Origin of the sequence: Elioraea sp., assembly GCF_051860475.1 — a bacterium.
Classification (GTDB): domain Bacteria; phylum Pseudomonadota; class Alphaproteobacteria; order Acetobacterales; family Acetobacteraceae; genus Elioraea.
Genome location: NZ_JBHYDW010000082.1, coordinates 6,278 through 20,010 on the forward strand (window position 1 = coordinate 6,278; position 13,733 = coordinate 20,010).

General features: G+C 71.9%; 12 protein-coding genes. 3 read left to right on the forward strand and 9 right to left on the reverse strand.

Annotated features, from left to right (window positions below; genetic code table 11):
* Positions 1-137: 137 nt before the first annotated feature.
* From ACTIFU_RS14550 to ACTIFU_RS14575, 6 genes are all read right to left on the reverse strand, one after another.
* Positions 138-971 carry a phage capsid protein gene (locus ACTIFU_RS14550; RefSeq protein ID WP_439579038.1) on the reverse strand — a complete coding sequence of 278 codons (834 nt, stop codon included), beginning with the start codon at positions 969-971 and terminating at the stop codon, positions 138-140.
* Between the two features lie 305 nt (positions 972-1,276).
* Positions 1,277-2,041 (reverse strand): capsid assembly protein, encoded by a 765-nt coding sequence (locus ACTIFU_RS14555; protein ID WP_439579039.1) that lies wholly within the window; start codon positions 2,039-2,041, stop codon positions 1,277-1,279.
* Positions 2,042-2,054: 13 nt separating this feature from the next.
* Positions 2,055-3,569: a portal protein gene (locus tag ACTIFU_RS14560; RefSeq protein ID WP_439579040.1), complete on the reverse strand. Its 1,515-nt coding sequence runs from the start codon at positions 3,567-3,569 to the stop codon at positions 2,055-2,057.
* An 8-nt stretch (positions 3,570-3,577) separates the two neighbouring features.
* Entirely contained in the window at positions 3,578-3,805 is a 228-nt protein-coding gene (locus ACTIFU_RS14565) for a hypothetical protein (RefSeq protein ID WP_439579041.1), read from the reverse strand.
* Positions 3,806-3,952: 147 nt separating this feature from the next.
* The gene (locus ACTIFU_RS14570) at positions 3,953-4,375 is read right to left on the reverse strand and encodes a hypothetical protein (RefSeq protein ID WP_439579042.1); all 423 of its coding nucleotides are present in this window, start codon (positions 4,373-4,375) and stop codon (positions 3,953-3,955) included.
* Positions 4,372-4,749, reverse strand: a complete 378-nt coding sequence (locus tag ACTIFU_RS14575) for a hypothetical protein (RefSeq protein WP_439579043.1) — start codon at positions 4,747-4,749, stop codon at positions 4,372-4,374. The genes ACTIFU_RS14570 and ACTIFU_RS14575 overlap by 4 nt, the downstream gene beginning before the upstream one ends.
* Before the next feature lie 130 nt (positions 4,750-4,879).
* Between ACTIFU_RS14575 and ACTIFU_RS14580 the strand changes: the two genes are divergently transcribed.
* Positions 4,880-5,524, forward strand: a complete 645-nt coding sequence (locus ACTIFU_RS14580; protein WP_439579044.1) for a LexA family transcriptional regulator — start codon at positions 4,880-4,882, stop codon at positions 5,522-5,524.
* A gap of 3 nt (positions 5,525-5,527) precedes the next feature.
* On the opposite strand, the gene ACTIFU_RS14585 is transcribed toward ACTIFU_RS14580, so the two are convergent.
* Positions 5,528-7,549, reverse strand: a complete 2,022-nt coding sequence (locus ACTIFU_RS14585; protein WP_439579045.1) for a phosphatidylglycerol lysyltransferase domain-containing protein — start codon at positions 7,547-7,549, stop codon at positions 5,528-5,530.
* A gap of 19 nt (positions 7,550-7,568) precedes the next feature.
* Entirely contained in the window at positions 7,569-9,170 is a 1,602-nt protein-coding gene (locus ACTIFU_RS14590) for a lysine--tRNA ligase (protein WP_439579046.1), read from the reverse strand.
* A gap of 53 nt (positions 9,171-9,223) precedes the next feature.
* Here ACTIFU_RS14590 and ACTIFU_RS14595 point away from each other — a divergent pair, with 53 nt between their 5' ends.
* A complete protein-coding gene (locus ACTIFU_RS14595) occupies positions 9,224-12,013 on the forward strand; it encodes an ATP-dependent DNA helicase (protein WP_439579047.1) in 2,790 nt (929 codons plus the stop codon).
* Positions 12,014-12,067: 54 nt separating this feature from the next.
* Positions 12,068-12,490: a tellurite resistance TerB family protein gene (locus ACTIFU_RS14600; RefSeq protein WP_439579048.1), complete on the forward strand. Its 423-nt coding sequence runs from the start codon at positions 12,068-12,070 to the stop codon at positions 12,488-12,490.
* Between the two features lie 257 nt (positions 12,491-12,747).
* Here the strand turns inward: ACTIFU_RS14600 and ACTIFU_RS14605 are convergent.
* Positions 12,748-13,733, reverse strand: a 986-nt coding sequence (locus tag ACTIFU_RS14605; RefSeq protein WP_439579049.1) for an amidohydrolase, incomplete at its 5' end; no start/stop codon positions are given.

The following is a 13,733-nucleotide window of genomic DNA, read 5'->3' on the forward strand; positions in this document are numbered from 1 at the left end:
CCCCCCCCCCCCCCCCCCGGTGGGGGGGGCGGTGGTGGGGGGGCGCCGGGCGCCGGGGGTGTGGGGGGACACCCTTGCGCACGTGTGCGGTGGGTTCCCGGCGGGGGAGGCCGTTGGCGCACGGCAACGAAACCCGACTACTCCCTGCACCGCATGCGCACGACGCCGTCGGCGTCGATCAGCACCGCGCCCTGGCTCATCATGTTGTTGACGAACCAAGCCGCACGCTCGCCGTGCCAGGTGATGTCGGTCTGCACCTCCGCGCCGACCGCATGGCCGATCGCGGTGCGGTGGAACCAGTAGCAGTAGCGCAGCGTGCCGTTCCGGGTGAGCCCCGAATGCGGCATCCACAGCGTCCCCAGCCAACGCTTCGCCTGCGTGCCCTTCCAGGGCAGCTCGTCGTCGCCGATGTAGTCGGCATTGGCGAACTCCGGGATCTGCAGCAGGTCGGACCACTGCTTCCAGCCGATCACCGCGAAGCGCTGGCCGTCATCCGGCACGTCCACCGCGCCCATGATCTCGAAGGCGAGCAGGATCTTCTGTTTGGTCAGCCCGTCGTCATCGGTCTGGCCGGCGCCGGCGCCGACCGCCTCGCGCGACGCAGCGTCGAGCGCGGTGATGATCAACTCGTCGGTCTTGCGCCCGAGCGCATAGGCACCGGCATTGGCGATCACCGCACGCTCATCGTGGTTGATCTTCAGCTCGTCGAGCTTGTCGATCCAGTCGCCGGCGTAGTAGTCGGCGAGGAAGCACTCGACCGGCTCGTGTTCGAGGTTCATCACCGGTACCGCGCCATGGCGCGCCTTGGTGCCGGCGACACCCTTGCCGACGCGCTGGAACACGGTGGAGGCGCCCTTCACGCCGGTCTTGGACCGGACGGTCGGGCGCAGCTTGGAGCCGAGCCGCTGATAGGACTCGTGCACCTCCGTCTGGAACTGCTTGACGAAGGCCTGGTCGATCGAGGTGGCCACGATCGGGATTCCTTGGTTTCGGTTGCGGAGCGGGTTCAGGGTGTGGCGCGCGGTTGTCCCGGACGGGGCCGCTCAGCGCAAGCGCGGCCGCCGGGCCGCACCATGGGCGGTTGACCGACGGCCGGCCGGCACTCCGTCTGATCGACGGTGTGCCGAAACAGGCGGGACGGATGCGCGGGGAAGGGGGAACGCGCATCCGTCCCGGTTCCGGGGCGAGCGCGGGAAGGGACGCGCTCACGAGCCCCGGCCCGGCACCCGCGCGCGATGCAGCGCGGGCGGCCGAGAGCGATCGTGTATCGGCGGGCTCAGCGCTCGCCGGGGAACAACCGACGGAAGCCGTCGGAGACGCGGCTTACGAAGTCCGGGTCGCGCTTCCTCCAATAGCGCGGGTCGCGCATCATCGCGCGGAGCTCGTCCTCGCCGAGCGACGGGCCCGGCTCGGCGTCGCGCATCAGGCCCGGTTCGTTCTTCTCCATCATCCGATGCAGCGCGAGCACGCCTTCATGGGTGGAGGAGAGCGCGTCGAACACGGCATCGGGCAGCTTCGACTTCCCCCAGGCGGCGAGCTGCTTGGCCACGCGTGCCCAGCGCTCCTCGCCACCGAAATGGTCCTTCAGCCGCTCGATCTGGCGCTCGGCCTCGAACATCTGCGCGGCCTCGGCGATCAACGGCAGCAGCCGTTCGCCGGCGAGGTCGTAGACGAGCTGCACCTGCTTCGGCGTGAAGCCGGCCTGATGCAGGCGCCTGTTGACGTCTGGATCGGGCGTCAGCAGGGGATGGTGCGGCTCAATGGTGTAGGCGTCCGGGCTCTCGGGCACGCCGAGCGCGCGCAGCAGCCGATTGCGCGCCTCGTCGTCGGCCTCGTCCTCCGGCAGCGGCACCATGCGCGACAGGCGCCTTTCCAGTTCGAGATAGGACTTCAGCAGCGCATCGACGCGGATCTGACCCGCGTCCTCGTCCCAGAACTTCTCCGGCACCTCGGGCGGGCGCTTGCCGCGCATGGCGGGCTTCGCGGCGCCGGACTTGCCGTCCGCGTCCTCGATCGTGATGTCGATCAGATTGTCAGCCATCGCTGTGTCCTCGTCAGGCGGCCGGGTCGAGGCCGTGGGGCAGGGCGTCGTCGTCTTTGCCGTCCGCAAGCGCGGCGACACCGATCTCCAGTGCGTGCGCCTCCTCGGCGGCGCTCACCACGAGATCGGGTGGCACGCCGAGCAGGTTCGCGAGCCAGCGCGAGGCGGCGGCGGGGTCGGCGGTGTGCGCCGCGGCCGGGCCGAGCGCGCGCACCGCCTCGAGCCACATCAGCGTGCCGGAGGCCTCCGAGCGCGCCTGGAGCTGCGCGAGCGGGCTGCGCCAGACGAGGCCCGCCATCCCGCCGTCGAGCCCGAAGGCTGGCACGAGCCCGCGGCGGCGCAGGATCGCCAAGCACCGGTCGATCAGCGGCGTCAGCAGTTCGGTCTGCAGCCGCCCGAATGTGGCGCCAAGCAGCCGCGCCATCTCGGCCGAACGCTCCATCACCTCGGTCGCGGTCATGCGCGCGCCGTGGACGGGGCCGAGCCGGTCAGTCAGCAGCGCGTGGCGGATGCGTGCGCGCAGATCGTCCAGCACCAGTTGGCTGACATCGAACCGGCCGGGGGCGGCGAGCGGCGTGAGCCCCGAGGAGCCGACCGCCTTCGGAATGATCGCGCCCGGTACGAGCCGGATGTTCGCCGGGTTCAGCACGCCGTCGTCGTCGGCCTGCCAGATGCCGGTGACCGCGATCGAGGCGTTCTTCAGGATCAGCTCCACCACCTTGTTGGCGGTGCGAATGTCGGGCAGCGCCTTCATCACGGGGCTGCGGCCATAGGTCTCGCCGGGGGCCTTCATCCAGCGGAAGGCGATGAAGGGCGAGCTTGCGAAGCGGCCCTGCGCGAGCGGCGCTGCGGGCTCGTCGCCGGCGCGCAACAGCGCAGAGTAGCGGTAGCCGCGCTGATCCGGCAGCACCGCCTCGATCACCTCGTGCCGACGCGGCTCGCCCTCGTGATCGTCGCGCTCCACCGCGTGCGGCAGGACGGCACCGGGGAAGCGGGCGCGGATCTCGTCGCGCGTCATGCGCAGACTGCGGAACACGGTATCGAGCTTGCGCTCGGGCCCCTCCTCGAGCGTCACCTCGGCGAGCGGCACGGCAGCGAAGCGCAGCACCGAGGGCTCACCGGGCGGCGCCTCCTCGATCGCGAGGCAGGCAGTGCCGGCGATCACCAGGTCGAGGAAGCACTGATGCATTTCGACGGTGAAGTTCGACCGCTCGAGCTCGGCGTGCAGGGTCTCGGCCGCCGTCTCCAGGGTCGAGGCCCAGGCGTCGCCGGCGAGCGTGGTGGGCACGGCGCGGCCCGGAGCGAAGCCGAACCAGCGGATCCAGGGCGGGGTCAGCTCGGCGAGCAGCGAGGCGGCGAGCTGCTCGGCCGCGTCGGGCGCGGTGCCGTCGTAGATCGGGATGCCAGTATCGCCGGGGCGGCCGGGGAGCGCGTGGTCGTAGCAGTCCTTCCAGATCCCGTCCCAGATGCGGCGGCGGGCGAGTGCGCGCCCGTAGTGCGCGAGGATCGCCTCGGGGTCGATGTCCACGCCTCGCCTCATTCGCCGAGCAGCGACTTGCGGCCGGTCGGCGGCAATGCATCGGCCAGTACGCCACGCCAGGACGTGGCCACAGTGCCCGCCATGCCGCGCCGACGCCCCTCAAGGGCTGCGACTCGCCGCGCACGCAGTTCGTCCTCGCTCGGTGCCGCTGGTGCGGCCTGCGCGGCAGGCTGCGGGGCGGGCGGGGTGGCAGGGGGTGTGGGCGCGCGGAACAGGCCACCCATGGGGGCTCTCCTCGGGACGGGGCGCGGGCCGACAAGCCGACGGCCGGTCCCGGAGGACCGGCCGTCGTAGTCGGGGAGGGAGGATGGAACCAGAGGGCGCACTCCGCCCCTTGGCCTGAGTGTTCTAGCGGCGGCGGGGCCGAAGCGTCAAGACTTTTTTCCTATTTCTGCGGTCGCGTGATGGCGGCTGAGCCGGCGATACAGGCCGAAGGGAGTCAGCACCAGCGGCCAGTTCAGGCCGAGCAGCCGCAGACAGGCGGTGACGCAGTTGAACGGCGCAAGCGGCGGCAGCACGCCCGCGCTCGGGGCCAACGGGACGAACGGCCCGAGCACGCGGAACCCGGCTCGACGCCAGAAGGTCGGCAGATCGAACCCGACGTCCACGGCGAGCCGTTGTACCACCAGGCGGCGCGACAACGGGTCGATCACGGTCCAGCCCGTGTTGTCCTCGACCGCGGCGAAGCAGTGCCGGAACCCGGGCCGCAGCAGGCGCAGCCAGGGCAGGTCGGCGCGGCCGGAGAACGCGACCCAGACCATGCTCTCCGGCAGACGATCGGCGATCCTGGTCATGCGACGATCCCCTTCATCCTGAGCGGCCAGTCGAGCCGGTCGAGCGCCTCGCGCCACAGCCGCACCGCGGAGCGGTCGCCTGGGTGGCGCGGATCGGGCGGAACCTGCTGGTCGCCGAAGCGACGGAGCACGCGCAGATGCGCGATCTCGATCCGCCGCTGGCGGTAGAGCCGGTCGAGGCAGCGGATCACGTCGTCGGGCTCGCAGGGGCGCGCGCGCATGCCGAGACCGGCGACGATGCGCGCCCCGGCACTGCGCGCGGTCAGCGCGGCGATGGTCCAGAACCACGCCTCCTCGGCGGTGACGAAGGGCTCGGTGCGGGTGGGGCCGGACAGCACGGGGGCGTAGCGGCGATCGGCAGCAGCTGCGGGCATTCGGTCCTCGGTCGCGCGGGGGTTGTGAACAAAACAGGAACATTTACCCCCGGTTGCCCCAAGACCGCAAGCCTAATCGGAATTCATTCCTGGTGATCGAAGCGCGAACATGTAGGAGAGTGTGCCTATCATGCGGCACGAGGACATCTGGCGCGCGATCGACGCGCTTGCGGCCGAGCACGGCCTGTCGGCCTCCGGCCTCGCCCGCAAGGCCGGCCTCGACCCGACCACGTTCAACAGGTCCAAGCGTGAGGCCGGCGGCAAGCCGCGCTGGCCCTCGACGGAGAGCGTCGCCAAGGTGCTCGACGCGGTCGGCGCGCCGCTCGAGGCGTTCACTGCGCTCGTCACCGGCTCCGCGCCGATGCCCCGCCGGACCACCGCTCCCGCGAATCGCCGCATCCCGCTGATCGGCCTCGCCCAGGCCGGGTCGGACGCGTATTTCGACGATGCGGGCTACCCCGTCGGCGGGTCGTGGGACGAGATCGAGCTCCCCAACATCAACGACCCGCACGCCTATGCGCTGGAGATCAGCGGCGACTCGATGGAGCCGGTCTACCGCGACGGCGACATCGTCATCGCGTCCCCTGCCGCGCCGACCCGCCGCGGCGACCGTGTGGTGGTGCGCACGACCGATGGGGAGGTGATGGCCAAGGAGCTGATCCGCCGTTCGGCGCGCCGGGTCGAACTCGCCTCGTTGAACCCGGCCTTCCCCGGCCGCAGCCTCGACGTCAACGAGGTCGCGTGGATGGCCCGGATCGTCTGGGCGAGCCAGTAGCCGTCAGGCGGTCTCGGCGACGCGCGCCACCTTCTTCTCCAGGGCCGGCACCAGGGGCAGCAGCTTGATCAGGTCGCGCTCGGCCTTGCAGGCGAGATAATGCGCCGCGGGCAGCGTGTCGCCGGCGCTCTCCGGGGCAAACTCGCCCTCCTCGGTCAGCGGAAACGGCGTCAGCCCGATGTCGCTGTAGACCCGCAGCAGGTCGGGGCCGACGCGCCAGAATGCCGGATCGACGTTCTCCTGCTCGCAGAGGTCGCGGAAGCGCCAGATCGCCGAGACGCGATCCGTCGGATCCCCCGCCGGATCGCCGATCGCGAGCCAGATGCCGGGCAGGCGCATGAAGGCGATGGCCGCACCGCCATCCTCGCCGAACACCAGCCCGTCCGTGCGCGCCGGGACGGGGGCGCGGGCGAGTGCCGCGTAGCGCTGCGCCGCCACCCCTGACGGCGCAGCAGCGGTGATCCGCGCCGGCCTGATCAGCCGCACCAGCGCCACCAGCAGCAGCGCGACCCCGAGCGCAATCGTGCCGCGCAGGCTCCACGGCGCATCGCCGGCGAGCACGAACTCCCACCATGTTTCCGCCGTCCAGTCGCGCCTGAGATGGGTGAACAGCGCGAGGCTCACGGTGCAGACCGCAAGCGCCACGATCGCCGAAACCCAGCCCGCGGTGAACGGCTCCGCCACGAGCCGCGTGTCGCGGTAGAAGTTGCGCCGGAACGGCAGCACACACACCGCGGTCGCGAGCATCATCGCCGGCACCGGCCAGCCATGCCCCTTCGCCGCCGCCAGTCCCGCCGCCAGCGTCAGCGTCACCAGCACCGCCGCCCAGGCCATGGTGACGTGGCGCCACAGCCCGTAGGCGAGCACCAGCAGGGCGGCGCCGAGGATCGATGCGCCGAAATGCGACACCTCGACGATCGGCGTCGGCGCCGTCACACCGGCCCAGGCAAAGGGCGCCTGCAGCGGCGGCGCCGTGCCGAGGAACAGCATCACCACGCCGGCGAGCGTCACCGCCGCCGACAGCACGGGTGCGACGAACGGATCGCCCCAGCGCGCCACCTGGTCGAAGGCGCGCGCCATCGCCACGCGGCGCAGCACGATCTCGTTCAGCGCGAACATCGCCCCCGCAATGAACAGCGGCAGGATGTAGTAGAAGAGCCGGAACATCAGCAGCGCGCCGACCACGGTCGCGGCCGGCACGATGTCGGTGAGGCCGAGCAGGATCGTGCCGTCGAACACGCCGAGCCCGCCCGGCACATGGCTCGCCATCGCCGCCGTGTAGGCCGTGACATAGACCGCGAGGAACACGAGGAACGTAAGGCCGGGCGTGTCCGGCAGCAGCACGTAGAAGATCAGCGCGGTCAGCGCGACATCGAAGCTCGCCAGCGCCACCTGCATCACGGCGAGCCGCGGGCCCGGCAGCGGCACCTCGGTCGTGCCGAATCGGAGCGGCCGGCCGCGCAGCTTGCCGGCGACCGCATAGAACGTGACGAGCCCGAGCATGGCCAGGCCGACCGCATGCATCACCGGGTTCGGCACCCAGCCGCCGAAGCCGGGCACGGCCGTCGGCACGCTGAGCAGAACGATCCCGCCGAGGGTCAGGCCGCCGAGCACGAAGGTCAGGCTGCAGAACGCGACCACACCGGCGATCTGCAATGGCGAGAGCCCCCAGAGCGCGTAGAGGCGGTAGCGGATCGCCGCCCCCGAGACCATCGCGAAGCCGATGTTGTGCGACAGCGCGTAGGCGGTGAACGATGCGAAGGCGATGCGGCCATAGGAGAGCGGGTGGCCGACGAAGCGCGTGCCGAGCGCGTCGTAGAGCGTCAGCACCAGGTACGCGACCACGGTGACACCGAAGGCGAGCGCGAGCGAGGCCAGCGGGATCGCCCCCATCGCGCGCAGGACGTCGTCGAGGCGCAGAGTGACGAGCTCGCGCTGCACCACATAGAGCGCACCGACCAGCAGCGCGACCCCGAGCACGGCGGGGGCGTGGCGCAGCAGTGATGCGGCCCGCCCCTGCGACACGGCGGCGAGCGCCTTCCGGTCAGGCCGCGCCGGGGCGCGCGCGGGCGAGCGTGGTGCGGATCAGCGCGACCGTCTCGGCGATGCCGTAGAGGGCCACGAAACCGCCGAAGCGCGGCCCCTCCTGCTGGCCGAGCAGCACCTGGTAGAGGCAGCCGAACCACTCACGCAGCCGCTCCTTCGGCATGTGCCGCTTGCCCGCCTCGAACACGATGTCCTGGAGTGCCGCGGCATCTGCATCCGCGGGCGCGGCCTCGAGCGCGTCGGCGAGGTCGGCGAGGGCTGCGGCCTCCTCCGCCGTCGCGTCGCGGAAGCGTTTCGTCGGCCGGACGAAGTTGCGGTAGTAGGCGACCGCGCGCTCCACCAGCACGCCGAGCAGCGGCCAACGCTCGGCAGTCGCGTCCGGGGCGTAGCGGCGGATGAAGCCCCAGAGCATCTCTGGCTTCTCGGCGTTCACCACCGAGGCGAGGTTCAGCAGCATTGTGTACGAGATCGGGCTGCCGGCGTCGTCGGGGATCCGCCCGAGATGGATGTGCCAGGCGGGATTGTTCGGCAGCGCCTCATCGGTCTCGCTCCGCGCGCGCTCCACGTTGCCGAGATACTCGTCGACGGTGCGCGGGATCACGTCGAAGTAGAGCTTCTTCGCGGTCTGCGGCTTGTTGAACATGAACTGGGAGAGGCTCTCGGGCGGCGCATACTCCAGCCACTCCTCGACCGACAGCCCGTTGCCCTTGGACTTCGAGATCTTCTCGCCCCTGTGGTCCAGGAACAGTTCGTAGGTGAAGCTTTCCGGCGGCTCGGCGCCGAGGATGCGGCAGATGCGCGAGGAGAGTCGTACGGAATCGATCAGGTCCTTGCCTGACATCTCGTAGTCAACGCCGAGCGCGAACCAGCGCATCGCCCAGTCGGCCTTCCATTGCAGCTTGCAGTGTCCGCGCGTGACCTTCGTCTCGACCAGCCGCCCCGTCGCCTCGTCGCGCCAGACCACCGTGCCCGAGTCGGGCTTGCGCTCGAGGATCGGCACCTGCATCACTCGCCCGGTGCGCTGACACACGGGCAGGAAGGGGGCGTAGGTTGCGCGGCGCTCGGCCCCCAGCGTGGGCAGGATCACTGCCGTCACCTCGTCATAGGCTTCCAGCACGCGCGTCAGCGCCGCGTCGAACCGGCCCGAGCGGTAGTACTCGGTCGAAGAGGCGAAGTCGTACTCGAAGCCGAACTGGTCGAGGAAGGTGCGCAGCCGTGCATTGTTGTGGTGGCCGAAGCTCTCATGCGTGCCGAACGGGTCGGGCACCGAGGTCAGCGGCTTACCGAGATGCTGGGCCAGCATCTCGCGGTTCGGCACGTTCTCGGGCACCTTGCGCAGCCCGTCCATGTCGTCCGAGAAGGCGATCAGCCGCGAAGGAAGCGGCGAGAGGCGGCTGAAGGCGTGGCGCACCATGGTGGTGCGCACGACCTCGCCGAAGGTGCCGATATGCGGCAGGCCCGAGGGCCCGTATCCCGTCTCGAACAGCGCCTCGGTCTTGCCGCGCGCGGCCAGCCGGTCGACCACGCGCGCCGCCTCCTGGAACGGCCAAGCGCGCACATGGCGGAGTTCCGCCGAGGGCGAGGGATGGGCCTGCATCATCGCACCCTAGGTAGCGGCCCGAATCGGGTCAATGCGAGCATGCCCGCGCGCGCATGAGCGAGCATCGCCCGCGTCTCATGCTACCCGACGGGCCGGTGCTGGCAACGCGCCATCACCGCGGCGCGCTGTTGTTTCCGGACGGCGAGATCGCGGTGGAGGATGGGCGCGGCCTGCGTGCGCGGCTGAAGGAGAGCCCGCCGCCGATCGTCTGCCATCTGCCTGCGACCGCACGCCGCCTCGGGCTCGGCCCCTTTCCGGCAGCCGATGTGCTGGAGCTGTTCGCCTTCGCCCGCCCTGCCGAGACCGTGGTACCGAGCCCGCGCGGACTGGCCGAGGCGCTCGGGCTCGCACCGCCGAGCCGTCTGGAGGACGAGGCGATCACCCTGCGCGACGCGGCGGTCGCGCTGCTGCGCGCGCTGGCGGCCAACCGTGCTGCGCCGCTGAACCGCGACGCGGCCGGGCTTGCGGCGCTGATGGGCACCGCCGGCTGGCCCTGGGCCGCGCCGGTGATGGCCGCGCTCGGCGCCCCCGATGCCGCGCCGGCCTTGCGCGCGCTCCGCGTCTGGGACGCGCTGCCCGAGTGGGACGAGACCGCGCGCCCGCCCCCGCCGACGCACCATCCGGTGGACCCGCGCGAGGCGCGCGCGCAGCTCGCCCGGATGCTCGGCCTCGCCGCCGAGGATCGTCCTGGCCAGGCGGACTTTGCGTCCGCCGCGACAGCGGCCTTCGCGCCGCGCGAGCAGGCCGGCGTGCCGCGCGTGGTGCTGGCCGAGGCCGGCACCGGCACCGGCAAGACCGCGGCCTATCTCGCGCCGGCGAGTCTCTGGGCCGAGCGCAATGGCGCCCCCGTCTGGATCAGCACCTACACGCGCAACCTCCAACGCCAGGTCGATGCCGAGAGCGCGCGGCTCTTTCCCGACGAGGCCGACCGGCGCCGCCTGGTCGTGATCCGCAAGGGGCGCGAGAACTACCTCTGCCTGCTGAACTTCGAGGAGGCCGCGTCCGGTGCGACGCGCGGCGGGATCGCGGCGGTCGCGCTCGGGCTGATGGCACGCTGGGCGGTCGCGACGCGCGACGGCGACATGGCGGGCGGCGATCTGCCGGGGTGGTTGCCCGAGTTGGTCGGCACTGCGAGCACGCTGGGGCTTGCCGACCGTCGTGGAGAGTGCATCCACAGCGCGTGTCCGCATTGGCGGACGTGCTTCATCGAGCGCACGATTCGCCGCGCGCGCACGGCGCGCATCGTCGTCGCCAACCACGCGCTTGTCATGGTGCAGGCCGCCTGGGGCGGGCTGGACGAGAACGGCCTGCCCTGCCGCTATGTGTTCGACGAGGGGCACCACCTGTTCGATGCAGCGGACTCGGTGTTCGCCGCCGCCCTGTCGGGTGCCGAGACGGCCGAGCTGCGCCGCTGGCTGCGCGGGGCGGAGGGCGGACGGTCGCGCGCGCGGGGGCTGCGTCGGCGCGTCGAGGATCTGGTGTCGGATCGCCCGCCGCTCGCCAAGGCGCTCGCCGCCGCGGTCGAGGCCGCGCGCGCGCTTCCTGACCAGGGCTGGCTCGGCCGCCTCGCCGAGCCGGCGCGGCCCGAGCTCGGCGGCATGGAGCCGGGTGCCCCGAACGCGGCCGAGGCGTTCCTTCGCTTGGTCCGCCAGCAGGTGCTTGCGCGGTCGCCTGACAGCGACGCCGGCGCGCGCGAGACCGAGGTGCGGCCGATGCTTCCCGGTCTGGCGGAAACGGCGGCGCGGCTCGACGCCGCGCTCGCGCGCATCGAGACGCCGCTCAAGGACCTGCGCGACGGCCTCGCGACGCGGCTTGACGACGAGGCCGAGACTCTGGAGAGCGCGACACGGCAACGGATCGAGAGCGTGTGCCGGAGCCTCGCGCGGCGCGCGCTCGACCCGCTCGGCGCCTGGCGCGGCATGGCGCGCGCGGTCGCGACCGACACGACCGAAGCCGGCGGCCCCGGCGAGACCTTCATCGACTGGCTCGAGGTCGTCCAACGCGCCGGCCACGAGGTGGATGTGGGGATGCGACGGCACTGGGTCGATCCGACCGTCCCGTTCGCGCGCGTGGTCGCCGAGCCCGCGCACGGGATGCTGGTCACCTCGGCCACGCTGCGGGACTCGATTGGCGAGGAGGAGGCGCGCTGGCATGCCGCCGAGGAGACGACCGGCGCGATCCATCTGCTGGCACCGGCGGTCCGCGTCGCCGTGCCCTCGCCCTTCGACTATGCCGGCCAGACGCGCGCCTTTGTCGTCACCGATGTCGCGCGCGACGACGCGTCGCAGGTCGCGGCCGCGTACCGCGTGCTGTTCGAGGCCTCGGGGGGCGGGGCTCTTGGGCTGTTCACCGCGATCGCGCGGCTGAAGGAGGTGCATCGCCGGATCGCGGGGCCCCTCGAGGCGGAGGGGGTCCGGTTGCTCGCGCAGCACGTGGACGCGATGGACAACGCCACGCTGGTCGACGTGTTCCGAGCCGAGGTGGATGCCTGCCTGCTCGGCACGGACGCGATGCGCGACGGTGTGGATGTGCCCGGACGCAGCTTGCGACTGATCGTGTTCGACCGCGTGCCTTGGCCACGCCCGACCATCCTGCACCGGGCGCGCCGGGCGCGGTTCGGCGGCGCGCGGCCGGGCCGGATCGACGACCGGATCGTGCGCGCGCGGCTGCGCCAGGCCTTCGGCCGGCTGGTCCGCACGGCCGAGGATCGCGGCTGCTTCGTGCTGCTCGACAGCCGTGCACCCTCGCGCCTGCTTGCCGGGCTGCCAGAGGCCGTGGCCGTGCGGCGCGGGGGGCTTGCTGAGGTGGCCGCGGCGATCCGGGCGTTCCTCACGCCGGGTTGACGCGACGGTCCGGGTCGCGCCAAGTCGCTCGGCCGCGCCACGGAGGACCCGACCATGCCCACAGGATCGCCGCTCACGCCGCACGAGGCGCTGGTGTTCGCCATGGTGCTGGTCTCGGCGGCGGATCGGAACATGACCGACAGCGAGCTCAAGGCGATGGGGCGGATCGTCACCCAGGCGCCTGCGTTCCACGGCTTCGACGCCGGCATGGTGCCCAAGGTGACGGACCGGTGCATCGCCGTGCTCGATCAGGATGACGGGCTGGAGAAGGCGTTCGGGCTGATGCGCGCCGCCCTGCCGATGAGCCTGCGCGAGACCGCCTATGCCTTCGCGGTCGAGATCGCGGCGGCTGACGCCGCAGCGACGCAGGAGGAGCTGCGCGTGCTGGAGCTGATCCGCCATCGCCTCGATGTGGACCGGCTCGCCGCGGCGGCGATCGAGCGCGGTGCGCGTGCCCGCCACGCGCGCGTCAGGTAGCGGGCTCCTCCGCCTGCGCGTGCGGCAGGGTCAGGGAGAGCCCCGCCCCGCCCAGCGCACCCGCCGGCGAGCAGCACGAGCGCAGGCATCGGACCGAGCGCGAGGGCGGCGGAGAGCAAGGCGCCGGCGCCGAGCAGCAGGACGCCGATCACGGTGTTGCTGACCGCGACGTACGCCGCGCCCGGCGCGTCGTCGGCCAGGTCGACGGTCTGGGTCTTGCACGCGACCGGTACACCCACATGCGCGCATGCTGCTGGTCAGACGCCGTTGGCACGGACGACCACGCGCCCGGCGCTGACCACGAGCCGGCCTTGCGGGCGTGCGACCACGGAATCGGCGACCGTTTCGGCCTCTACCAGCACCACATCGCCGCGCGCGCCGGGCGCGAGGCTGTACTCGGCGAAGCCGCAGCCGCGGGCGGCCTCGGTCGTCACGCAGTCGAGCGCCCAGCCCACCTCCTCGTCGCGGCGGAAGTTGTTGCGTAGTCCGATCCGCATCGCGCGTTCGAGCATGTCGGGCCTGCCGTAAGGGCCCCAGGTGTCGCGGACGCCAGCGCAGCCGCCGAAGATCGCCACGCCGGCGGCGCGGCAGGCGGCGACCGCGGGCACCGGTCGCGAGGGCGGGGCGGTGGTGGCGATCGCGACACCCCACTGCGCCATGCGCCCGAGCAGCGCGTGGCACTCGCGCTCGGCGATCATGCCGAGGCAGAAGGCGTTGCTCACCACCACGGCGTTGCGCATGCCGAGCGCCGCCGCGCGCTCGAGGATCAGTTCCAGCGAGAAGGCGCCCATCTCGCCCGGCTCGTGCAGATGTATGTCCACACCCCGCCCGTGCTTCTGGGCGAGGCCGAAGATCACGTCGAGATGGCGGATGGGATCGCGATCGATCGCACAGGGGTCGAGACCGCCGACGATGTCCGCGCCTGCCGCCATCGCCGCGTCGAGCAGCGCGTCGGTGCCTGGACGCACCAGCATCCAAGATTGTGGAAATGCAACGATCTGCATCTCGATCAGATCGGCGAGCGCCGCTCGCGTCGCCAGCACGGCGTGCAGGTGGTTCAGCCCCGAATCGGTGTCGATGTCGACGAAGGTGCGGATGCGCGTCGTGCCGTTGGCAAGATAGGCGCGCGCGATCCGCTCGGACTGGGCGCGTGCATCATGGTTCGTCGTGGCGCGGAACCGGCGCTCGGTGGCGATCTTGTCCTGGATCGTCGGCCCGACATCGTTCGGCACCCAGGGCATGC

What these genes read in the sequence shown, in the direction of transcription:
- ACTIFU_RS14555 (WP_439579039.1), bottom strand. Translation starts at nt 2,041, where the DNA reads ATGGCTGACAATCTGATCGACATCACGATCGAGGACGCGGACGGCAAG.
- ACTIFU_RS14565 (WP_439579041.1), bottom strand. Translation starts at nt 3,805, where the DNA reads ATGGGTGGCCTGTTCCGCGCGCCCACACCCCCTGCCACCCCGCCCGCC.
- ACTIFU_RS14570 (WP_439579042.1), bottom strand. Translation starts at nt 4,375, where the DNA reads ATGACCAGGATCGCCGATCGTCTGCCGGAGAGCATGGTCTGGGTCGCG.
- ACTIFU_RS14575 (WP_439579043.1), bottom strand. Translation starts at nt 4,749, where the DNA reads ATGCCCGCAGCTGCTGCCGATCGCCGCTACGCCCCCGTGCTGTCCGGC.
- ACTIFU_RS14580 (WP_439579044.1), top strand. Translation starts at nt 4,880, where the DNA reads ATGCGGCACGAGGACATCTGGCGCGCGATCGACGCGCTTGCGGCCGAG.
- ACTIFU_RS14590 (WP_439579046.1), bottom strand. Translation starts at nt 9,170, where the DNA reads ATGATGCAGGCCCATCCCTCGCCCTCGGCGGAACTCCGCCATGTGCGC.
- ACTIFU_RS14595 (WP_439579047.1), top strand. Translation starts at nt 9,224, where the DNA reads ATGAGCGAGCATCGCCCGCGTCTCATGCTACCCGACGGGCCGGTGCTG.
- ACTIFU_RS14600 (WP_439579048.1), top strand. Translation starts at nt 12,068, where the DNA reads ATGCCCACAGGATCGCCGCTCACGCCGCACGAGGCGCTGGTGTTCGCC.